The following is a 22,572-nucleotide window of genomic DNA, read 5'->3' on the forward strand; positions in this document are numbered from 1 at the left end:
GTCGAAGCAAGACCGGAGATAACAAGATCCGCCGGAGGTTGTAGGGAAGGATGAGGGAAATGATGATTAAAACCATGCTTGGTGCCGTTGCTGGACTTGCATTGTTTGCAGGCAGCAGCTTTGCACAGGATCTCAGCGTTAAGATCGGCGTGCTCAACGACAGGTCTGGAATTTACGCCGATATTACAGGGGAAGGTTCCGTCGTCGCGGCACGCATGGCCGTCGAGGATTTCAATGCGAAGAATCCCGACATCAAAGTGGAGGTCGTGTCCGCCGATCATCAAAACAAACCTGACATCGCTTCAAACATTGCTCGCCAATGGTATGATCAAGACGGCGTCGACGCGATTTTCGACCTGCCGACCTCTTCGACCGCTTTGGCCGTCTCCGAGGTTACGCGTGAAAAAAACAAGGTCATCATCGTGTCCGGAGGTGGCACCTCGGATCTAACGGGTAAAAATTGTTCGCCCAATACGATTCACTGGACATACGATACTTGGTCCCTAGGCAATGGGACCGCCAGCGCTCTCGTGCAAAAGGACCTCAAAAAGTGGTTCTTCATCACGGCGGATTACGCCTTCGGACATGCACTTGAAAGGGACACCTCACAGCTGGTCAAAGCCGCTGGCGGTGAAGTCCTCGGATCGGTGAAATACCCGTTCCCCGGGCAGGATTTCTCCTCCTACCTGCTGCAGGCTCAATCCTCCGGCGCGCAAGTCGTGGCCCTTGCCAATGCCGGTGGCGACTTCATCAATTCAATGAAGCAGGCGTCTGAATTCGGCATCGTAGCCGGCGGGCAGAACATGGCCGGCTTGCTGGTGTTCATCACCGACATCAACGCGCTGGGGCTTGAGGCGGCGCAGGGGCTGAACCTGACCGAAGCCTTCTACTGGGACCTGAACGACAATTCTCGAGCCTTTTCGGACCGGTACGAAAAAATCGGGGGCAAGAAGCCTGGCATGGTTCAGGCAGGCGTCTATTCCTCGGTCTTGCATTACTTGGAGGCCATTAAGGCTGTAGGCAGCAAGGATGCAAAAGCGGTCGTTGCCAAGCTTAAGGAAGCGCCGATCCAGGACAGCCTCTTCGGCACCGTCACTGTGCGTCCGGATGGGCGGGCCATCCACGACATGTACCTGTTCCAAGTCAAAAAGCCTTCAGAATCCAAGGGGCCCTGGGACTTTTACAATCTCGTTTCCACGATCCCTGCGGACAAGGCATTCCGGCCGATCGAAGACGGCGGCTGCAAGATGTAATTTCGTAATGGAGTAACCGAAGGCTGCGCCCGGGGACGCGCAGCCTTCGCGTCATGGGGAAGTTTCATGCCCGAGATTTTCGGGATTCCGACGGCGGCCCTGTTTGGCCAATTGCTGCTCGGAATCATTAACGGCGCATTTTACGCTATTTTGAGCTTGGGCCTGGCCGTCATCTTTGGCCTCCTGAACATCATCAACTTCAGCCATGGCGCCCAATATATGATGGGAGCCTTTGTGGCCTGGATGCTGCTGAGTTATCTCGGACTCGGCTATTGGTGGGCGCTGGTTCTAGCACCGATCACCGTCGGGCTCTTCGGCATTATTCTTGAGCGGACGCTGATCAAGCAGCTGCAGGATCTCGATCATCTTTATGGCTTGCTGCTGACCTTCGGGATCGCTCTGATCATTGAAGGTCTGTTCCGCAATCAGTATGGCATTTCGGGTCTCCCCTATGCCATTCCGCCGCAACTGGCAGGCGGCTACAATCTCGGTTTCATGTTTCTTCCGGCTTACCGAGGCTGGGTCGTCATCGCATCGCTGGTGGTCTGTTTGGCCACATGGTTCATCATCGAAAAAACACGCCTTGGCGCCTATTTGCGGGCGGCCACCGAAAACCCGACTCTCGTGCAAGCCTTCGGCATAAACGTGCCTCTCATGGTGACGCTGACCTACGGCTTCGGCGTTGCGCTGGCAGGATTTGCCGGCGTGCTCGCAGCCCCGATTTATTCGGTCAACCCCAATATGGGTGCGGAGATCATCATCGTGGTCTTTGCTGTCGTCGTCATCGGCGGCATGGGGTCGATCATGGGATCGATCCTCACCGGCTTCGGCCTCGGGGTTGTTCAAGGCCTGACACGGGTCTTCTATCCGGAGGCATCCGCCACCGTCATCTTCATCATCATGGCAATCGTGCTCCTGATTAAGCCGGCAGGTTTATTTGGGAGGACCGCATAGCCATGGCCGTCTCCAGTCATACTGAGGGTCGCACCGTCATCACCACAGGCGCGAGCGGGATGCCCGTTCATCACCGATGGATCTTTGTCGCTCTCATCGCATTGCTCTGCGTCCTGCCGCTCGTCGTGTATCCCGTCTTCGCCATGAAGGTCTTGTGCTTTGCGCTCTTTGCCTCGGCCTTCAACCTGCTCCTCGGCTATGGAGGGCTCTTGTCCTTCGGGCATGCCGCCTTCTTCGGAATGGCGAGCTATGTCAGCGCCCATGCGGCCAAGGTCTGGGGCCTGACGCCCGAGCTTGCGATATTATCTGGAACCATCGTGGCCGCCTGCCTTGGCCTCGTCATCGGTGCGCTGGCGATCCGGCGATCGGGAATCTATTTCGCCATGGTGACCCTTGCGTTTGCGCAAATGGTCTACTTCTTTTGCCTGCAAGCTCAGTTCACAGGGGGAGAGGACGGCATTCAAGCGGTCCCTCGCGGCTGGTTGTTCGGGGTTTTCGATCTCGGCGACGACATGGTTCTGTATTTCGTTGTCGCCGTCATCTTTCTTGCTGGCATTCTTGCCATTTACCGCATCATTCACTCGCCGTTCGGACAGGTGCTGAAGGCGATCCGCGATAACGAACCCCGAGCCATATCGCTCGGCTATCGCGTCAATCAGTACAAGTTGACCGTCTTCGTGCTCTCGGCGGCATTTTCAGGACTTGCGGGCGCGACCAAAGCCATCGTCTTTCGCCTTGCTTCCCTTACGGACGTTCATTGGGCCATGTCGGGTGAGGTCGTTCTGATGTCCTTGCTCGGTGGCATGGGCACAGTCTTCGGGCCGATGGTCGGGGCAACCGTCCTCGTGACCATGCAGAACTATCTGGCCTCAATGGGCGCCTGGGTCACCGTGATCCAAGGCGTGATCTTCGTGATCTGCGTCCTGCTGTTTCGCAAGGGTATTGTCGGCGTCTTGGCGAGCTGGACTAAACGACCCCTGTGAATTGGAGCGTGGCCGAGCTACCCCGAGCCTGCTAGGATAGCTGGCCCTCAGTCCTTGCCTCGAGTTTTCATGTCACAATCGTCGACGCTTCCTGCCCGTCACGATCACCTCGATGGCTTGGCACTCGGTCTCATGATCCTGATCTGCGCAAGCTGGGGCCTCAATCAGGTTGCGGTGAAGATTGCCGGAGATGGGATCTCGCCGATTTGGCTTGCGACCCTCCGCTCAGCCGGCGGCACAGTGCTCATGGTGACATGGATGCTGTGGAGGAACATTCCCATTTTCAGTCGCGATGGAAGCCTGGGCGTTGGCCTGTTGATGGGCTTCATCTTCGCTGTCGAGTTCATCCTTTTCTACTGGGGCATGACCTTCACAACCGTCTCACGGGGCGTCTTGTTCTTCTACATGTCTCCTTTCGCGGTCGCGATCGGCGCGCATTTTTTCATTCGCGGCGAGCGCCTGACCCAACGGAAATTGGTCGGGCTATGCCTTGCCTTCACCGGGCTCGGCCTTGCCGTCTACGAGGGTCTGACGTTCCCCACCTATCGGGAGCTGATCGGCGATGGCATGATCTTCTTTGCCGCCGTGCTGTGGGGAATTCAGACCGTCCTGTTCAAGGCCGGGCGACTCTCAGCAATCGCTCCGGAAAAGACACTTCTCTACGAACTTGGCGTCTCGGCACTTCTCATGCCCCTGGCTCTGCTCTTCGTCTCGGAGCGGGGAATTTTCTCGCCGTCGATGCTCGTCTGGGCCTGCGTCGCCTATCAGATCATTGTCATCGTCTTTGCTAGCTATATCGGCTGGCTCTGGCTCGTCGTCCGCTATCCCGCCTCGCACCTCGCATCCTTCAGCTTCCTTGTGCCGGTGCTCGGCTTTCTGGGTGGAGCAGTCCTCCTGAACGAAGAGATCAGCCCGTTGTTGTTGGGAACCGTGACGCTGATCTGCAGCGGCATCTATATTGTGAGCCGCAGCGACCGGCCTAAATCCGCTGCTGCATAATTGCCGAGAGCTGCGATTCACTGGACTCCCTGGCACGAACAGAGGACACTGCGGCATCCTGACAACACACCAAGAGTTGCATTATGTTTCGGGGCCGCATTTTTACTCGCAGCACAATGGCTATATTTCTAGCCTTTTCCTTTCTCGGCATTCTGGGCAACGGTGATTCCGTGCGGGCGCAGGAGCCCCGCATCGAAACGACCGAAGATGCAGATTACTTCGGTCATGATCTGAGGCAACTCCTCGACGTCACGTTCGACCTCTGCAAGACCTCTTGTCTTGCGGACACTCAGTGCAAGGCGTTGACCTACAACAAACAGGCACAGCGCTGCTTTCTCAAGACCATGGCCGGTGATCTGAAGCCTGCGAAAGGCGCCACGGCTGGACGTCTGGTGGCGCCCGAGATTGCAGCTCATACAGCGGCTGCCCCGGCGCTGACCGCCGAGCAGAAGGCCGCACTGCTGCAATTTCTACCGAATGGCCTGCCCGACGAGGCGAAGCGTTTTCAAAGGTCGATCGCCAGTGCAACACCTGCCACCCAAGGGAGCGCCGAATCCGCTTTTCAAGATGGCAACAGCGCATATCTCCAAAGGAATTTCCGCGGAGCCGCTCAACATTTCCAGGAAGCGCTCAAGCTTGATGACAGTCGCTCTTCCGTCTGGCTCGCCCTATCCCGGGCACTTCTGGAGATCGAAACGGACAATTATGACGAACGCTACCGCTTGCCGCAGGAGGCAAGTTCGGCCGCATTGAATGGTTTCAACAGCGCCCTTTCCGCTCAGGAACGCGCAGAAGCCTTGAGCATACTCGCCAGGGCTCTCGAAAGGCGGGAGTTCTACCGGGCCGCGATTGAGGCCTATAAGGCGAGCCTGGCAATCACATCGACGCCTGCCGTACAGGAGGCATATGATACGCTCCGCCGGGAACGAGGCTTTCGCATTATCGACTACAATGTCGACTCGGATGCTGCGTCGCCGAGGATATGCATCAGTTTCTCGGAACCGCTGCAACGCCTGCCCGATGGGTTGGCAAAATTTGTCCTGGTCAATGAGAAGACCCCCGGCGACGTCGAGGTTGAAGATCGACAACTCTGCATCGACGGCGCCCAGCACGGCGAGCGTTACCGCATCGGGATCCGGGCGGGGCTACCCTCCGCCGTTGATGAGAATCTAGAGCGGCCGGCTGCTCTCGACATCTATGTAAGGGACAGAACGTCATCCGTGCGTTTCTCAGGGCGCAACTTCGTTCTGCCACCCCTGGGAGCGCAAACGATCCCCCTCGTCTCCATCAACACGTCCCAAGTGGAGCTCAGCCTGTTCAGGTTGGGTGATCGCGCACTGACTGGCGTCATCAACAATCAAACATTTTTATCCCAGCTTGATGATTATCAAGCTGAGCAGATAGCAGACCAACAGGGTGAAGAGCTTTGGAAGGGGACGCTTGAGGTAAAGACAGAGCTGAACAGGGAAGTCACGACAGGATTTCCCGTCACGGACGTCCTCAAAGACCGCAGGCCGGGTGTCTACATCCTGCGCGGCCGCCCGATCAGCGCAGCAAATCAAAGCTGGCAGGCACAGGCGACACAGTGGTTCGTCATCTCGGACATCGGTCTGGCGAGCGTCTCCGGAACAGACGGGCTCCATGTCTTCACGCGGTCCCTCTCCAGCGCGAAGCCGTTGGCGGGAGTCGAGTTGCGGCTGGTCGCCAGGAACAACGACGTGCTCGCCGTCACACGATCAGATCCTGACGGTTATGCCCATTTCGCACCGGGAATGGTCCGGGGCATTGGTGGTGCGGCGCCAGCCCTTGTGATTGCAACCGCGGAGAGCGATTCCGGGTTCATTGACCTAACGAAGCCAGCCTTTGATTTGTCAGACCGCGGCGTCGCCGGCCGCCAAGCCCCGGGCGCCATCGATAGTTTCCTCTATACCGAACGGGGCATCTATCGCCCTGGGGAGACCGTCTACATATCTGCGCTCCTCCGCGACGCCAAAGGGTTCGCCTCGACGGGACTTCCCCTCACTATCGTCACCGAACGTCCCGATGGCGTCGAGTTCTCCCGAAGCACCGTCGAAGACAAGGGGCTCGGCGGACATGAGTTAGAGCTGCTCCTGCCCAATGACGCGATGCGGGGTGGTTGGCAGGTCAAAGCCTTTATCGATCCAAAGGCCCCCGCCCTGGCACAGACCTCCATTCTCGTTGAAGACTTCATACCAGATCGGCTCGAGCTCGAGCTCGAGAGCACCGTCAGGAGCATTGATCGCGACAAGTCATTTCCTGTCGACGTTAGTGGAAGGTATCTATACGGAACACCGGCGGCCAATTTGGCCCTCGAGGGCGAAATCCTCATTGCACCTGCCGCAAGCCTGGACGGTTTCACCGGGTACACGTTCGGTCTTTCGGACGAAGAGATCCAACCGCAACGCAAGCCGATTCTTGATGTCCCGTCACTGGATGCCGAAGGAAAAGCCCACATCGATGTTGTGGTTGGGGACACCCTTGTTTCCACCAGGCCCCTAGAAGCCAAAATCACGGTCCGTCTCCGAGAGACTGGCGGCCGCGCGGTGGAGCAGACCCTCACGAGACCGATCAACCCCAATGGCCCGATGATCGGCATCAAGCCGCGATTCGAAGGCAGCATCGGGCAAGGTGAAGTTGCACAGTTCGACGTCATCGCCCTCGATCGGTCTCAACAGCGCACGAATATTTCAGGCGCCCGCTGGTCCCTCTACAAGATCGAAAAGAACTATCAGTGGTACATGACTAACGGCCAGTGGAATTACGAGCCCGTCAGCTTTACGCGGAAGATTGCAGATGGATCCGTGGATCTCGGCGCCGATGCACCTGCTGTGGTCCAGTCGCCGGTAGAATGGGGACGGTATCGTCTGGAGGTTAGCGCCTCTGAGGGCGAATTCGCGGCCTCCAGCGTGGAGTTTGATGCGGGTTGGTATGTGGAGGCGGCGACGGCGGACACTCCAGATGTCCTCGAAATCTCCTTGGACAAGGAAAAGTACCAGCCTGGGGAGACGGCAAGAGTAAAAATCACGCCGCGCTTCCAGGGCATCGCGATGCTCACGGTAATGAGCGATCGACTGATTGCTATGAAAACCGTGGAAGTGCCCCTCGAAGGAACCGAAGTCGAATTCACGGTGGAGCAGTCTTGGCTGCCCGGTGCCTATGTGACTGCCAGCCTGTATCGCGCTGCAGATGCAGCAACGTCGCGCATGCCTGCCCGGGCGCTGGGCCTGGCCTGGCTGGGGACCGATGTTTCCACACGCACGCTTGACGTCGCACTTGATGCACCGGAGATCATCCGTCCGAACACCACATTGGATGTCACGGCTGCCGTATCGGGCGGCAGCCCCGGCGAGGATGTCTATCTGACCTTGGCCGCCGTAGATGTCGGAATTCTCAATGTCACTCGCTATCAGTCCCCATCACCTGGAAACTGGTATTTTGGCCAGCGGCGTCTGGGGATGGATTTGCGAGATCTTTACGGGCGGTTGATCGACGGCATGTCTGCAGCTCCCGGCGTCATCCGTTCAGGAGGTGGTGAAGCCAGCTTGCAAATATCAGGAAACCCTCCGACACAGCCATTGGTGGCCGCCTTTTCAGGCATTGTTAAGGTCGACCCTGAAGGCAAAGTGGCGGTTTCCTTTTCCATACCGCAGTTTAACGGCAGCGTACGCCTCATGGCTGTTGCCTGGAGCGCCGACTCCGTCGGCCAGGCCAGTCGCGATGTCATCGTGCGTGATCCGATCGTTGTTTCCGCCAGCGTCCCCCGGTTTATGGCGCCGGGGGATGAAGCACGCGTCACCTTGGAGATGACGAACTCGGATGGTTCTCCGGGCGACTACACAGTCCAGGTCACCTCCTCGGGTGAAATTGAGGTGGATCAAGACGGAGATGAGCAGATCGTCACTCTCGCCGCCGGCGAGCGCAAGGTCCTCACGACGAACCTGGTCGCAAAAGAAAACGGCCTGGGCATCGTCACCGTTGCACTCTCAGGTGGCGGTCTTGAGCTGGCGCAGGAACTGATCGTTCCGGTGAGGCCTTCTGAAGCGCTCGCGAGCCAAAGGCTCGTCAAATCCATCCCGCCAAAGACCGGGACGCTTTCCCTCGGGTCGGAGCTGTTCGCGGGCCATAGCTCCAAAGGCGCGACGCTCGATGTCAGCATCATGAGCAGAGGAGCTATCGATGTGCCCTCGCTCCTGCTTTCCCTCGATCGCTATCCCTATGGTTGCGCAGAACAGCTTACCAGTAGAGCCCTTCCCCTTCTTTACTTCAATGACCTGGCGTCGGTGATCGGGATTGCTCGGGACAGCGGAGCGACAAAGCGAATTCAAACCACGATCACGGACGTTCTGGCCAAGCAATCTTCCACGGGAAGTTTCGGCTTATGGAGTCCAGCATCTGGCGATCTTTGGTTGGATTCCTACGTGACGGATTTCCTCACGCGAGCCCGCGAAGCCGGTTACCAGGTTCCTGACGTGGCCTTCATGCAGGCTCTCGACAATCTCCAAAATCAACTTGCCTATGCCTCCGATAGCGACAGCGGGAACGAGCCAATCGCATATGCGCTCTATGTGCTGGCCCGGAACAAAAGAGCCGCCATCGGAGATCTTCGCTACTATGCGGATGCAAAGCTCGACAAGCTCGGGTCGGGTTTGGCCAAAGCACAGCTTGGGGCAGCGCTTGCTCTTTATGGCGAGCGGAACCGGTCGGAGGTTGCTTTCGCGAAGGCTTTCGATGCCCTGGGTCCAGACCATGCGCTTCAGCCGGACGAGATCTCAACGAGAACGGATTACGGATCCCAGCTCAGGGATGCAGCAGCAACGCTCGCATTGCTCTCTGAGGTGGAACCGCCTCTGCCCATGAGCGAAACACTCATTCGGCGAGTCAGTGATCTGAGAGCGCAGGCCCGAAACACGAGCACGCAAGAAGAGGCCTGGCTGCTCCTTGCGGCCCACGGACTGATGGAACGCTTCAAAACGGTCGAACTGGAGCTGGCGGGCGTTCCCGTGAAAGATGCCCTGTTCAGGACCTTTGACCAGGACGTTCTGGCCGCTCAGCCGATTCAGATCGCCAATCTTTCAGATCAACCCGTTGATGCCGTGATCACCATCAAAGGCTTCCCCCTGCAGGCGCCCGCTGCGGGAGGCGATGGTTTCAAGATCACTCGGCAATATTTCGACCTTGATGGGAAGGAGGTTTCGCCCAGCAGCGTCGCCCAGAATGAACGCTTCGTCGTCGTTTTGACGGTCAGCGAGGAGAACGAACTGCCCTCTCGAGTCCTGGTCGTCGATCGCTTGCCAGCGGGGTTCGAGATCGACAATCCGCATATCGTCAAGAGCGCGGATCTCGCTGCCTTCCAATGGTTGCCCGACAACATCAATGCGGCACGGACTGAGTTCCGGGACGATCGGTTCGTCGCGGCCTTCGATCGAACTGAAAATAGCGAGCGGAGCATCGTCATCGCCTATGTCGTTCGGGCCGTAACGCCGGGGCAATATGTTCACCCCGCGGCGACTGTAGAGGATATGTATCGGCCTGACCTGTCGGCTTGGACAGATGAAGGCACCGTCGAGGTCACCGCACCGAAGCCGAACTGACGGCCGCTTCGCCATGCATGACCGGCCTCGATCAAAAAAAATCCGCCTGCAGGTTGTTGCAGCGAGCACAGTGCTGCTCGCGGCGCTGGGCTATTTTACGGCCATCTGGGCGGATAGAGTATTTCCCCCTCCCCTACCGGCGGATTTGCCTGTTTCGGCATCCGTACTTGATCGCAATGGTGACTTGTTAGGAGCCTTCACCGTCAATGACGGTCTCTGGCGTTTTCCCGTCTCTCTCGCGGATGTCGATCCTCGATTTACAGAGATGCTCCTGGCCTATGAGGACAAGCGCTTTTATCGCCATAGCGGCATTGATCTTCGCGCACTCCTGCGAGCGGGACTCCAACTCGTTTGGCATGGGAGAATTATCTCAGGTGGTTCGACAATCACCATGCAGCTCGCCCGCCTGCTGGAGCCGCGACGGCAACGATCCTTGGCGGCGAAGGTCAGGCAGGCCCTGCGAGCCGTCCAGATCGAAAGACGCTTAGACAAACGAGAGATCTTGGAAGCCTATCTTACTCTCGCACCCTATGGCGGGAATTTAGAGGGTATCCGCGCTGCCAGCCTCGCCTATTTCGCAAAGGAACCCAAGCGCCTCACGCCCGGTGAGGCAGGGATGCTCATTGCCCTGCCCCAGCTTCCCGAAACCCGCAGGCCGGATGTTCATCGCGCGAACGCTGTAAAAGCCCGAAATCGGGTTCTAGAGCGTATCGGCGGAGCCGTCGGTCTCGCTGCCGACGAGGTTGCTTCGGCCAAACAGGAGAAATTGCCATCGGCGCGTCACTCCATGCCCAACCTCGCCGCCCATTCCGCGGCCTTGATGCGCGCTCGCGATCCGAAGGCCGGCCTCTACAGGCTCTCCATCGACCGAAACAAGCAGATGGCCTTGGAGGCGCTCGCGCGCCATGCCGCTGAAAAACTTGGCTCGCAGATATCGGTCGCCATCATTTTGGCGGACCATCAGTCGGGAGCAATTCTTGCGAGGGTCGGCTCCCCTGAATTCGCGTCCCAGGCGCGGCGAGGTTATGTGGACATGAGCCGGGCGATCAGGTCGCCAGGATCCACCCTCAAGCCCTTTATCTACGGGCTGGGCTTCGAGGACGGGCTCATTCATCCCAGCACCTTGATCGAGGATCGTCCCTCCATCTTCGGTTCCTACCGGCCAGTGAATTTTGATAGCTCCTATCAGGGTACAGTCACCATTCGGCAAGCCTTGCAGATGTCACTGAACATCCCCGCGGTGTCCGTTCTTGCGAATGCGGGACCTTTGCGTCTCATGACCCGCATGAAGCGGGCTGGGACCACTCCGGTCATGCCGGACTTGTCTTCTCCGGGGCTCGCAATCGGATTAGGTGGTGTCGGTCTCACTCTCGAAGACTTGGTGAGCCTATATGCAAGTCTGGCCCGGGGTGGTCGCCCCGTTCAGCTGTTCGAAACCACAAACCATGAAGCCGCTCAGGACGCAGCTCCGCAGGTTTTGAGTGAGGCCGCAGCTTGGTATGTTACAGACATCTTGCGAGGCACCCCGCCACCCGAAGGTGTTTTGCGCGGCTCAATCGCTTTCAAAACAGGCACGTCCTACGGTTATCGCGACGCGTGGTCGGTTGGCTATAATGGAGAATTCGTCATTGGACTCTGGGTCGGGCGCGCCGACGGAACACCGATTCCTGGCCTCTCAGGGAGAACAAGCGCTGCGCCTCTCTTGTTCGAGGCGTTCTCACGCGTCGGCGGCAGTGAGAGGCCCTTCAAAGCACAGCCCGACGGTGCTTATATCGCTTCCAACGAAGATCTGGCGAAGCCCTTGCAACATTTCACTGAAGGCATGTTCTCGAGCACTGCAGGAGCGAGCGTCGAGACCCCGCCCGTCATCATCTTTCCGCCCCGGGACGCAAAGATCGATATTGCACCGAGCGCGCGTTCGGACGGCAAGCTCTTGGCCGTCAAAATCCAAAACGGCACGCCACCTTTCCGATGGTTGATGAACGGGCGCCCGGCGACTCTGGGAGACCGACGAAGGCAGACAAACTTGGATATTGACGGGGTCGGCTTCTCGACCATCACCGTGATTGATTCTCAGGGGCGGACCGACAATGTCCGAGTATTTCTGCAAGAATGACTTAGATAAACCAGTCGTTACTTATACAGAAAAGCTTTACCATTCCGAGAACTCGCTAACGCTCTAGTCTCGTTTTATTAACTGGCAGAATGCTGTTCTCTTCTCACAAAAAAGGGGGAAGAGAATCCTATGAACCGGCGACAGGATGCGGCAACGATCGCAGTGATCCTCACCATCTCAATTCTGGTCCTTCTCATCATGCCGACGGCGCATCTGGCATTGCCTCAGACCATCAACGAGCCGAACGTGACAAGAAGTTCAAAGAATAACTCGCACCCAGATCTTCATCAGCTCAGAGGCAAGAGCTCATGCGGCCTGCGCTTTTGTCGCGACGCGTAGGACCAGTTTCTCAGACCAGCCCGTTTAAATCAAACCACGCAACGCCAGTTCGTCTTTGACATACGCGTAATATATGGGTGCAGCGACGAGCCCTGCGACACCAAAGGCCGCTTCCATCACCAGCATCGCCAGGAGCACTTCCCAAATTCTCGCTTGAATATGACCACCAATAATCTTGGCGTTCAAAAAATATTCAAGCTTGTGGATGATGACCAAATAGGCCAGCGAGGCGACGGCGACATACGGCGAAACACTCAGTGAAACGATGACGATGACCGTGTTGGATATCAGGTTGCCCAAGACCGGAAGCAAACCGACCAAGAAGGTCACGATGATGACTGTCTTGAGCAGGGGCAAGTGCACCCCGAACGACGGCAGCACAACTCCGAGATAAATCGCCGTCAAAACCGTATTGATGGCTGATATGCGAACCTGGGCGAAGACAACCCGCCTGAAAGCACGCGCAAACAAAGCGATCCTTGCGGTCACCGCCTCGGTCAAGGGTCGAGGATCGGGCCGGAATGTCACCTCACTCACGGCAACAAACCCACCAATGATCATTCCGAACAGAATCCTGAGCAGGACACGACCGAAATCTTCACCCCACTTCTGAACTAGGCCGGCATTCTCCCGCAACCAGTTCGCAGCCGTGCTCTCTATCTGTTGGCCGTTCTCCGGCAAATACTGGCTTGCCCAACTCGGAAGACGGATGCGCGCGGTGCTTAAGATGTCCGCCATCTTCTGCATCAATGCCGGCAGGCTGTCGGACCCGCCGACAAGAAGGTGCGTAAGCCCGAAAATGGCTAGTCCCACCATGATTATGGTGATCACGAAGACCAGAATAAGAACCACGACCTTCCCTGGCTCGTGGCTCAACCCTATGGCCTTCAAGTGAGGGGCCACAGCATGGACGATCGTGTAGACGAGGAGACCAGCAAGCAACGCCGTCAAAAGGTGAAGACCCAAGGTGGCGAATAGCGCAAGTCCGCTCAGGATCAAGGAAGCGATTTCGTATCGCGAGGGTGTTTCGACGGGCAAAGCCCTGAACCTCTGTTGCCAGCCAGTCGGCGTGAGGCCCTGCCGTATAGCATGCCGAAGAGTTCGTAAAGCAGCCTGACGGAGCAAGTCCCCTCGCCGGTCTATCCAGTAGGCATCAGCTAGCGTTCCGTGCCGGACGATGTATAAGCCGTCACATGAGCCAATTCGTCTTCGAACAGGTGCGGGTCGAGCGTGAGGGGCGCCTTGTCCTCGATGTTCCCCGACTGGTCATCGCTGAACAACGGGTTGGTATCGTCGGGCTGAACGGGTCAGGCAAGAGCACCCTCCTGCGCCTTATGAACGGCCTCGTCGCCCCGACCAGCGGCGACGTCTGTGTCGACGGCCTGAACACCAAAGTCGACGGAAGACGGATCCGCAAGACAGTCGGCTTCATCTTCCAGAACCCCGACAATCAGATCGTCTACCCCATCGTCTCGGAGGATCTGGGGTTCGGCCTGAAAAACATCGGAATTCCCAAGAGCGAAATCCCCGGGCGCATTGCAGCTGCCCTCACGAGATTGCAGATTTCGCACCTGAGCGAGAGACAAAGCCACCTCCTCAGTGGGGGAGAGAAGCAACTCGTCGCACTCGCCGCCGTGATGGTGATGGAGCCTCACACTATCCTGTTCGACGAGCCAACAGCGGGACTGGATCTCCGTAATCGGAATCACGTTTGCAGAACCTTGGGAGCGCTGGCGGAACAAGCCGTCATTGTCAGCCACGATTTAATGCTGCTGGACCAAGCTGACCGCGTACTTGTCATGGCGGACGGATGCATCATCATGGATGCCCCTGCCAAAGAAGCAATTCAGTTCTATACGGCCCATTGTGGATGATCACCTCGCTGCACGTTCCTGGCAACACGGTGCTCCACCGGCTCCCAGCCGGCTGGAAGATGGGTGCATTATGCGTCAGTGGAATTTTGCTGTTCACACTCAAGTCCCCGCTCTGGCTTCTCGCTAGCCTTGGATTGTCCATCGTCCTTCTCGGGGTGGCTCAGCTTCGTTGGGACAGGATCAAGCGACAGATGTTCGGGCCAGCGATGATCCTGGCCTTTCTGTTTGTCGCCACGGCCGCATTGGACAGCGTTTCTGTCGCCATCCCGATGGCCCTGAGACTTGGCACCCTGATCCTCGCCGCCTATGTGGTGACCGCCACGACCTCAACGGCAGAAATTCTCGATCTCGTGGAGGTGCTCATGATGCCTCTCGAGCGGCTGCATCTCGCGAAAGCCGCTCACGTGGCACTGGCCGTTTCACTGGTCATTCGCTTCATCCCCGTTTTACTTGCACAAGCCAGGGAAATCAGAGAGGCGCAGGCCGCTCGAGGGCTGGAACGAAGCACTATCGCGCTTGTCGTGCCCCTGATAGTTCATGCCCTGAAATCCGCCGACGATATCGCAGCCGCCGTAGACGCTCGATGCTACCCGCCAGGAGATGGCCCATCATGACGACACGTGACGTGGTTCTAGTTGCACTGTTCGCCGCAATCATGGTGGTTCTAGGATTATCTCCCCGAATTCCCTTAACATTCTTGCCCGTGCCGATCACCTTGCAAACACTCGGCGTGATGCTGGCGGGTACGATGATCGGTCCCATACGCGGGGCGCTTGCCATGCTCCTCTTCCTGTTGCTGATCGCCATGGGTCTCCCGGTTCTTGCGGGAGGCCAGGGCGGGCTCGGGAGCTTTGCGGGGCCAACTGCGGGATTCATCTATGGCTGGCCCATCGGTGCCTTCGTAGCAGGTTGGGCGTTCAAGGCATGGGGACAACGAGTCCCCAAGCCATGGGGCGAGATCGCAGTCATCTTCCTTGCCTGCGTGCTCGGCGGCATCGTCATCGTCTATCTTTGCGGCGTCGCCTGGCTTGTTCTCATGACGGGAATAGGGCTCCAAAAGGCCCTCATCGGGATGGTTGCCTTCGTGCCCGGCGATCTCATCAAGGCCGTACTCAGCTCGCTGATCGTGCACAATGTCAGACGAGCCTATCCATTGGACCTCAAGTGACACCCGTCCCGCCAAGGTCACCGCTCCCCTTAAGCCACGTTGTCCTCGGGATCCTTGCGCTTGCCACTGCTCCGGCCATTGGCCTCGGACTCGCGCGTTTCGGTTACGCGTTGGTTCTTCCAAACATGAGAGAAAATCTCGACTGGACCTATGCTCAGGCGGGGTGGATGAACACAGTCAATGCGCTCGGGTATTTGGCGGGGGCATTGATCTCGTCCTTGGTTTCGCGATTTCTGGGCATGCGCAGAACCACGATCCTCGGTGCCGTGATGGTCACAGCAGCTCTCGCAGTCTCCGGTTTGAGCGGTGACTTCACCCTTCTCAGTACCGCTCGCCTGGTCGCCGGGCTCGGAGGGGCACTCTCCTTCGTCGCTGGAGGAACACTCGCCTCTCAGTTCTCGGGCCACGCCAGCAATCCGGCCCGGATGCTGGGGCTGTTCTACATCGGCCCCAGCGTCGGCATTCTGCTGTCTGGATTGGCCATACCTTCCATATTGGAAACCCTGGGTGCCGGTTCCTGGCGGGTGGCATGGCTGGTGATGGCTGCCGCGAGCGGCTTGCTGATCGCCATCCTTATCCTCGCCGGACCTCAAGATCAGCAGCGGGTCGGCGTCATCAAACAGCGTCATGCCCCGCTGATCCCGATGATTCCCATTCTGGTGGGATATCTCTTCTTCGGCACCGGCTACATCGCCTACATGACCTTCATGATCGCGTGGGTTCAGCAATCCGGCGGGGGCGCGGCGGAGCAGACAGCGTTTTGGTCTGCGATCGCGATCTCGGCAATCATATCGACTTCGTTTTGGTCATCCCTCGTCGCGCAAATGACCGGCGGGAGGGGCGTGGGCGCCATGATTGGTTTGACCTCCATAGGTGCCGCACTGCCCCTTGTTATACCCGGCTATGTCGGTCTGTTGGTCTCCGCTCTCTTATTCGGCACATCCTTTTTCTCCGTCGTCTCGGCCACCACCATCTTCATTCGCAAATATTATCCAGCCGATGCTTGGGCATCGGGGATTGCGAGCATGACCGTCTGCTTCAGCCTCGGCCAAGTCATTGGACCCGTGGCGATCGGGTACATGTCCGATGCTTCTGGCGGTCTCACCATGGGTCTTTGGATTTCCGCGGCTGTCCTTGTGCTCGGCGCGTTGATCAGTTCACTGCAGCCTGCTCCTGGCAACAGGACTTGACTTGTGCAGTGCAATGTCCACTTATCACGTCATCGCGATAATGCGATCTCGGTGCTTTGGCCGCGTGAACGACTCTCCGCATTAGGCGGCCAATCGTCCTGCCTCGGTACCTTTCATAAATTCTCCTGACCGCCCGGATCACGCGGGGCGCTCCTAAGGTACCGACACCGCGGTCTTCCCAGATGACCTCTGTGGCCGGGAATTCGAAAGATTTTTGACTTGATGACGTTTTCAGAACTTGGCCTCCCCGACTCCATCCTTAAGACTCTGGAGCAGCAGGGCTACACCAATCCCACCCCCATCCAGGCGCAAGCCATTCCCTTTTTGATGGCCGGACGTGATCTTCTCGGCATAGCCGCGACAGGCACGGGTAAGACCGCGGCCTTCGCTCTCCCCATTCTTGCAAAGCTCAACGCCGAGAAGCGACCGCTTGCGAACCGCTCAGCTCAGGTGCTCGTCTTGAGCCCCACCCGAGAATTGGCTCAACAGATCGCCGATAGCTTCAAGGTCTACGGAGAAAGCCTGCGCGTTAAGGTTGCCGTGGTTGTGGGTGGCGCATCTTTCCGCCAGCAGGCGACTTTGCTGCAGCGAGGGGTCGATGTTCTCGTCGCCACTCCCGGCCGCCTTCTTGATCATGCCGAGCAAGGCACACTCCGCCTTGATGCTTGTCGGTTTTTTGTTCTCGACGAAGCCGACCACATGCTCGATCTCGGCTTCCTGCCTGCAGTCAGGAAGATCATCCGCAACCTTCCGAAGCAGCGTCAGAGCCTGTTCTTCTCAGCGACGATGCCGAAGGAGATTGCAGGTCTGGCGGCGGAATTGCTCGACCAGCCCGAACGTGTCTCGGTTACTCCTGAGTCCACGCCGGCTGAACGGATCGATCAAGAGATCATCCACGTCGCGACAGCGCAAAAGACCAAGATCCTCACCGATATCCTCCAGAGCCGACTCCAGGACCGTGTCCTGGTGTTCACGAGAACCAAACGCGGTGCCGATCGTGTGGTGCTCAGTCTCGACAAAGCCGGGCTCAACTCCGCCGCTATTCACGGAAACAAGAGTCAACCCCAGAGGCAGCGGGCCCTTGCAGGATTCAAATCCGGCGAGACCTCAATTTTGGTGGCTACGGATATTGCCGCAAGAGGCATCGATGTCGACGGGATCGACTTGGTCGTTCAGTATGATCTTCCAGAGGTCCCAGAAACCTATGTCCATCGTATTGGACGAACCGGTCGGGCTGGCGCCAGTGGGCAAGCGGTTGCCTTTTGTGCTTCGGACGAGCAGCCGCTCCTCCGGGCAATTGAGAAGGTGACCCGTTTGACGATCCCGGCCCGCCGGGATCCATCGGCGGACCAAGAGCAAAGCTCCATTCCTGCAAGCCGGCCCGCAACAAGGGGGAAGGTGCAGCGCACTCGACCTCAGGCATTCGGGTCGCATAAGCCCGGAAACAATCACTCTGGGGGAGCCCCGCGGCCTCAGAATAGATCCGTGCGAGCTCAATCCGGCCAGGGTGGACGGCCTATGTCCCCGGCACGAACTTACGGATCCTAATCCGTCCGGTTGCTCACATTTCATGCTGTGAGCGCTATCGCCCGCTTGGCAAGGACTGCTGCATAGACATGCAGCAGTCCTTGCAGCATTCGCTCGGTGCCATATTCCCTCGAGCGGTCCAAGGCATTGAGCGCCATCTCCGCTCGCCACTGAGAGTTGCCTAGCAGGCTTTCAGCTGCGCCGACGAAGTCATCTGCATTTCTTGGATTTACAAAAACTGCAGCTCCCTCCCAAAACTCCCGATATCCAGGCAGGTCAGACAGCACCAGTGCTGCTCCAGCCCGTGCCGCGTCCAACACGTGGATCCCAACCGGATCATAGGTGGCGGCAGAAATAAAAACGGACGCTTGTCCCAGAACAACGTCCTTATTCTGGGAATCGATCTGCCCCAAGCAGCGCAGATTCTTCAGCTGAACCGTCGATCCGCTCAGTGAGCGCGGCTCTCCGCTGCAATACATCGGAACAGTCAAAGATCCTGCGATCTTATCCATGGTGCTGGCGTTCCAGCCCTCATGCCAGATGTCGCCAGCAGAAAACACGAACTTTTCTGCGCTTGGGTTGATCTTTAGGGACGGTCTACGGCCGATGGGAACAGAGACCAGTGAGAGGCCGGCGCCGTAGAAATCGGTCACGGCACAGGCATGAGCCCAAGTCGGCGCGATCACGCAATCCAGGATCGACATTCCTATTGCCGTCGCACGCGTCCGCCACATCAAGTCTGCCGGCATTTGACCCGTGGACTTTGTGGACCACCAAGTTCCTGAACAAGAGAAGTTGGAAGCGACCACAGGCATCGTCCACCGCTTTGTTCCCGCAAGCATGGGCGAATGCAGATGGACGAGGTCGACAGCGAATTCATTCGCCGCTGCAAGCAATGTGCTTGTCGCTTGACTGAGGTCAGTTGCGCTCTCTGCTGAGACTACGGACGGCAGCCGTGTGACCTCGATGCGAACATTTGGAAGTATTTCCAAGATCCTCAACTGGCTCGGAGACGGGGGAGCGCCCAGTAAAGCCAGGGTCACGTCGATTCCCCTCGACGCGAACCCTGTCACCAGATCCGACGTATACTCCCAAAGCTCAGGAGTGGCCTCAGACGTGACCAGAATACTCCGCGGATCATGTTCGCGCAGGATTGCGGCCATATGAACTCCAGGTGAAGGGGCGAACGCAGCGCAAGAACGACCATCGAACGCCATCGGTTCCAGATGGGCAAAGACTGTCGGGAGGATCGGAGAGGAACTGGACGATGCCTTGCACTGTTACAGTCACCACGTGTGTAGCGAGGTCGTCGTGTCAAAATCCATCAGCAAACCGCGAGAGCAGGAAACAGAGATTGACGAAGTGGCCGTCATCCTTCCGCACGAAGCTGCTGCGCAGGCCGATCTTGTCTATGTGACTGACGAGACCCCGGGAATTACCCGAAGACGTTCCGGCAAGGGGTTCAGCTTTCGCCTTCCCTCGGGGGAGGTCGTCAAGGATCCCAGCACCATCCAAAGAATCAAGAAACTCGCCATTCCGCCCGCTTACACCGATGTCTGGATATGTCCCGATGAACGGGGGCATATCCAGGCCACAGGAAGAGATGCGCGAGGGCGTAAACAGTACCGATACCATGCGAGATGGACAGAGGTTCGCGACAGCGCGAAATATGACCGGATGCTCGAGTTCGCCCGTGCCCTGCCGCAGATCAGAGACCGGGTCAATCTCGACCTGGGACGTCGAGGGCTGCCTCGGGAACGCGTGCTTGCGACTGTCGTCCATCTCCTCGAAACCACCTTCATGCGGGTCGGCAACGATACCTATGCGAAGCAGAACAGAAGCTATGGTTTGACGACTCTCAAGGACGGTCATGTAAAAATTGGGAGCACGACTCTTCGCTTCAAGTTCAAGGGAAAAAGCGGGAAAAGTTGGCAGCTGAATGTCAATGACCGGCGCATCGCGAAGATCGTTAAGTCCTGCCAGGATATCCCCGGCCAACGCCTTTTCCAGTATTATGATGAGGATGGAAACCAACGTCAGGTGCTCTCCTCTGACGTCAATGATTACTTGCGTGATATTACGGGGAAGGATTTTACCGCGAAGGATTTCCGAACATGGGCAGGGACGTTGCTTGCCATGACCGCCCTTCGTGAACTCGAGTCCTTCGATAGCCAGGCCGCTGCCAAGAAAAATCTCCGAGCAGCCATAGAGCGTGTTGCCTCGCGACTGGGAAACACCGTCACAATATGCCGAAAATGCTATATCCACCCCGAGGTGATGACATCATATTTGGATGGCTCACTTCTTGAGCAACTTCAGCAGGCGGTTCAGAGCGAACTGAAAGACGAGTTGGAACAGCTGAAACCCGAGGAGGCGGTCGTGCTCGCCTTTCTCGAAGCCAAGATTAGGCGGGACTTAGCCACAGATCGTTAGGCTGCATTATTGCGCCCTTGCCCAAAACTCACAGATCGGCGAGGCTCCCGAGAATGAGGGGGATCGCCTAATGAAAATCAGCAAGATACTCGCATTCCAAGTGGATTTACCGCTGAAGGAAGGCCGGTACTCGTGGTCGAATGGAAATTTCATCGACGTCTTTGACTCGACGGTCGTCGCGATCGAGACCGATGCCGGCATCACAGGATACGGCGAAATTTGCCCCTTGGGACCTTCCTATCTTCCAGCCTATGCGGCAGGGGTTCGCGCAGGTTTAGCTCAGATTGGCCCTCACCTCTTGGGCCAGGACCCCACATGTCTCGGACAGCTGAACCGCCACATGGATTCTGTCCTCAGAGGACATCCCTATGTGAAGTCTCCCATCGACATGGCTTGTTGGGATATCCTCGGCAAGTCCGCAGGCATGCCGCTGCAGGTGCTGCTCGGCGGCGGTGCACAGGAGGATGTCGCACTTTACAGGGCCATCTCCCAGCAATCGCCGACTGACATGGCCGAGAAGGTGAAAACCTATCGCTCGGAGGGCTATACGAAATTTCAGCTCAAAGTCGGTGGAGACGATGCTGACGAGGATATCGCCCGAATTCGCTCATGCGCCGCCGAGTTGATCGCCGGCGACATCCTGGTGGCCGACGCCAATACGGGATGGACAATGCATGAAGCGGCGCGCGTCGTGATCGGCGTCGCAGACATCGATGTCTATATCGAGCAACCCTGCGCCTCTTACGAGGAGTGCCTGAGCATCAGGCGTCGCACGCCCCTCCCCTTCGTGCTCGACGAGGTCATCGATGGAATTCCGATGTTGCTCAGGGGACTTAATGACCATGCCATGGACATCATCAACTTGAAGATCTCCAAGGTCGGAGGACTCACCAAGGCTCGGCAAATTCGTGATCTGTGTGTGACGCAGGGGATTGCCATGACCATTGAGGACAGCTGGGGCGGCGACATCGTCACCTCCGCCATCGCTCATCTTGCCCAGTCGACGCCCAAGGAGTTCCTGTTTTCTGCCACTGACTTCAACAGCTATGTGACAACGGATATCGCCACAGGTTCACCCCGTCGCATCGACGGCAAGATGAAGGCTTCGGACCGTCCAGGCCTCGGCATTGAGCCTATTATGGAGGCACTGGGTGATCCGGTCCTGGTCATTGGCTGATAGGCTTCGCCCCATAGCCACATACGTTCTTGAGCAGCAAAGTCGACCTCTGGCTCAAGTGACCGAGGTCTCTTCATCATGAGAGCCAGGGAACGTGTTCTGCCGCATGTATAGCCTGAACACCGCCTCCTTTATGACATCGGATGCATCCTCGATGGTCAGCGAGATATGAGAACGGAGCGCTTCATTTCCCCCAGTCGAGTTACGGTCCTTCAGAGCCTCGATCATCTGACCGTGTTCCATCGTCATCCGGGTGATGTGCCGGCGTCGTCCGATCTGAATCCGGCGAGCGAACCGAATACGCGCATTGAGGGCATCCAGGGCCCTGCTGATCTCATGATTGCCAGCAAGGCGCGCAAGGCGGACGTGAAACTCTTCGTCGAGCTTTAGGATTTCATCGGGGTCGTAATCATCATATCGAGCGAGCGCTCCCTGCCAAAAAATCTCCAAGTCAGCAATCTCCGCCTCGGTCGCCCGTTCACAAGACAAGTTGAAACTCCCGGTCTCGATAACAGAACGAAGCTCAAACAGTTTGAGCAAATCGTTCATGTCAGGAGCACTGAAGAAGAACCCCCTATTCGGTTGGAATACGAGGAAGCCCTCACTGGCAAGTCTATTAAGTGCTTCTCGAATAGGGGTTCGACTGACGTGAAGTTGCTTCGATAGCTGAACCTCGTTGATTCTCTCATCTGGCCTAAGACGGAACTCGATCGCCAGATCTCGGATGGATTTATAGGCACGTTCCGCACTGTCAGCCGGACGCGGAGTGCTCCGTTTCGTTCGGGAAGAGATCATGGAGCTGTTTCGATGTTGCAACTTCAAATCGTACGATGTGGGCGCCGCACAAAAGCGTCAAGTTAGTAGTCGGCATAAGTGAAACATTTTTCGAATAGCGTTCAATCTATAGAGCGTGACCTTCTTCTCCTGTCGCTTTATGAACCATATGG

The 22,572-nt window shown here is 57.5% G+C and carries 15 protein-coding genes and 1 pseudogene; 13 read left to right on the forward strand and 3 right to left on the reverse strand.

Annotated features, from left to right (window positions below; all coding sequences use genetic code 11):
- Positions 1-59 precede the first annotated feature (59 nt).
- The 6 genes from FKM97_RS10530 to pbpC all read left to right on the forward strand — a co-directional run bounded on the left by FKM97_RS10530 (position 60) and on the right by pbpC (position 11,917).
- Positions 60-1,253 (forward strand): ABC transporter substrate-binding protein, encoded by a 1,194-nt coding sequence (locus FKM97_RS10530; protein WP_144292605.1) that lies wholly within the window; start codon positions 60-62, stop codon positions 1,251-1,253.
- A 66-nt stretch (positions 1,254-1,319) separates the two neighbouring features.
- On the forward strand, positions 1,320-2,207 hold the full coding sequence (locus FKM97_RS10535) for a branched-chain amino acid ABC transporter permease (RefSeq protein ID WP_144292382.1): 888 nt from the start codon (positions 1,320-1,322) through the stop codon (positions 2,205-2,207).
- Between the two features lie 59 nt (positions 2,208-2,266).
- Entirely contained in the window at positions 2,267-3,190 is a 924-nt protein-coding gene (locus tag FKM97_RS10540; RefSeq protein WP_246105049.1) for a branched-chain amino acid ABC transporter permease, read from the forward strand.
- A gap of 69 nt (positions 3,191-3,259) precedes the next feature.
- Positions 3,260-4,189, forward strand: a complete 930-nt coding sequence (locus FKM97_RS10545; protein ID WP_144292384.1) for a DMT family transporter — start codon at positions 3,260-3,262, stop codon at positions 4,187-4,189.
- Positions 4,190-4,305: 116 nt separating this feature from the next.
- Positions 4,306-9,801, forward strand: a complete 5,496-nt coding sequence (locus FKM97_RS10550; RefSeq protein ID WP_170240853.1) for an alpha-2-macroglobulin family protein — start codon at positions 4,306-4,308, stop codon at positions 9,799-9,801.
- On the forward strand, positions 9,761-11,917 hold the full coding sequence (gene pbpC, locus FKM97_RS10555) for a penicillin-binding protein 1C (RefSeq protein ID WP_246105024.1): 2,157 nt from the start codon (positions 9,761-9,763) through the stop codon (positions 11,915-11,917). The genes FKM97_RS10550 and pbpC overlap by 41 nt, the downstream gene beginning before the upstream one ends.
- 363 nt (positions 11,918-12,280) lie before the next feature.
- Here pbpC and FKM97_RS10560 read toward each other — a convergent pair whose 3' ends face one another.
- On the reverse strand, positions 12,281-13,255 hold the full coding sequence (locus FKM97_RS10560; RefSeq protein ID WP_246105025.1) for an AI-2E family transporter: 975 nt from the start codon (positions 13,253-13,255) through the stop codon (positions 12,281-12,283).
- A 194-nt stretch (positions 13,256-13,449) separates the two neighbouring features.
- Between FKM97_RS10560 and FKM97_RS10565 the strand changes: the two genes are divergently transcribed.
- The 5 genes from FKM97_RS10565 (at position 13,450) to FKM97_RS10585 (ending at position 18,036) form a co-directional block, all read left to right on the forward strand.
- On the forward strand, positions 13,450-14,130 hold the full coding sequence (locus tag FKM97_RS10565) for an energy-coupling factor ABC transporter ATP-binding protein (RefSeq protein ID WP_144292387.1): 681 nt from the start codon (positions 13,450-13,452) through the stop codon (positions 14,128-14,130).
- The gene (locus FKM97_RS10570; RefSeq protein WP_170240854.1) at positions 14,127-14,744 is read left to right on the forward strand and encodes an energy-coupling factor transporter transmembrane component T family protein; all 618 of its coding nucleotides are present in this window, start codon (positions 14,127-14,129) and stop codon (positions 14,742-14,744) included. Before FKM97_RS10565 ends, FKM97_RS10570 begins: the two co-directional genes overlap by 4 nt.
- Positions 14,741-15,298 carry a biotin transporter BioY gene (locus FKM97_RS10575; protein ID WP_144292389.1) on the forward strand — a complete coding sequence of 186 codons (558 nt, stop codon included), beginning with the start codon at positions 14,741-14,743 and terminating at the stop codon, positions 15,296-15,298. Before FKM97_RS10570 ends, FKM97_RS10575 begins: the two co-directional genes overlap by 4 nt.
- A complete protein-coding gene (locus tag FKM97_RS10580; protein ID WP_170240855.1) occupies positions 15,295-16,488 on the forward strand; it encodes a YbfB/YjiJ family MFS transporter in 1,194 nt (397 codons plus the stop codon). The genes FKM97_RS10575 and FKM97_RS10580 overlap by 4 nt, the downstream gene beginning before the upstream one ends.
- A gap of 222 nt (positions 16,489-16,710) precedes the next feature.
- Positions 16,711-18,036, forward strand: coding sequence for a DEAD/DEAH box helicase (locus FKM97_RS10585; protein ID WP_205014926.1), 1,326 nt, complete (start codon positions 16,711-16,713; stop codon positions 18,034-18,036).
- Between the two features lie 20 nt (positions 18,037-18,056).
- Here FKM97_RS10585 and FKM97_RS26895 read toward each other — a convergent pair whose 3' ends face one another.
- Entirely contained in the window at positions 18,057-19,232 is a 1,176-nt protein-coding gene (locus FKM97_RS26895) for a glycosyltransferase (protein ID WP_144292392.1), read from the reverse strand.
- 136 nt (positions 19,233-19,368) lie between these two features.
- On the opposite strand from FKM97_RS26895, the pseudogene FKM97_RS10595 reads away from it, so the two are divergent.
- Positions 19,369-20,427, forward strand: a pseudogene (locus tag FKM97_RS10595) (DNA topoisomerase IB); the annotation flags it as partial.
- Between the two features lie 91 nt (positions 20,428-20,518).
- Positions 20,519-21,625, forward strand: coding sequence for a cis-3-hydroxy-L-proline dehydratase (locus FKM97_RS10600; protein WP_144292393.1), 1,107 nt, complete (start codon positions 20,519-20,521; stop codon positions 21,623-21,625).
- 54 nt (positions 21,626-21,679) lie between these two features.
- On the opposite strand, the gene FKM97_RS10605 is transcribed toward FKM97_RS10600, so the two are convergent.
- Positions 21,680-22,420 carry a GntR family transcriptional regulator gene (locus tag FKM97_RS10605; protein ID WP_144292394.1) on the reverse strand — a complete coding sequence of 247 codons (741 nt, stop codon included), beginning with the start codon at positions 22,418-22,420 and terminating at the stop codon, positions 21,680-21,682.
- Positions 22,421-22,572: the final 152 nt, after the last annotated feature.

It is taken from the genome of Rhodoligotrophos appendicifer, from assembly GCF_007474605.1.
Lineage (GTDB): Bacteria > Pseudomonadota > Alphaproteobacteria > Rhizobiales > Im1 > Rhodoligotrophos > Rhodoligotrophos appendicifer.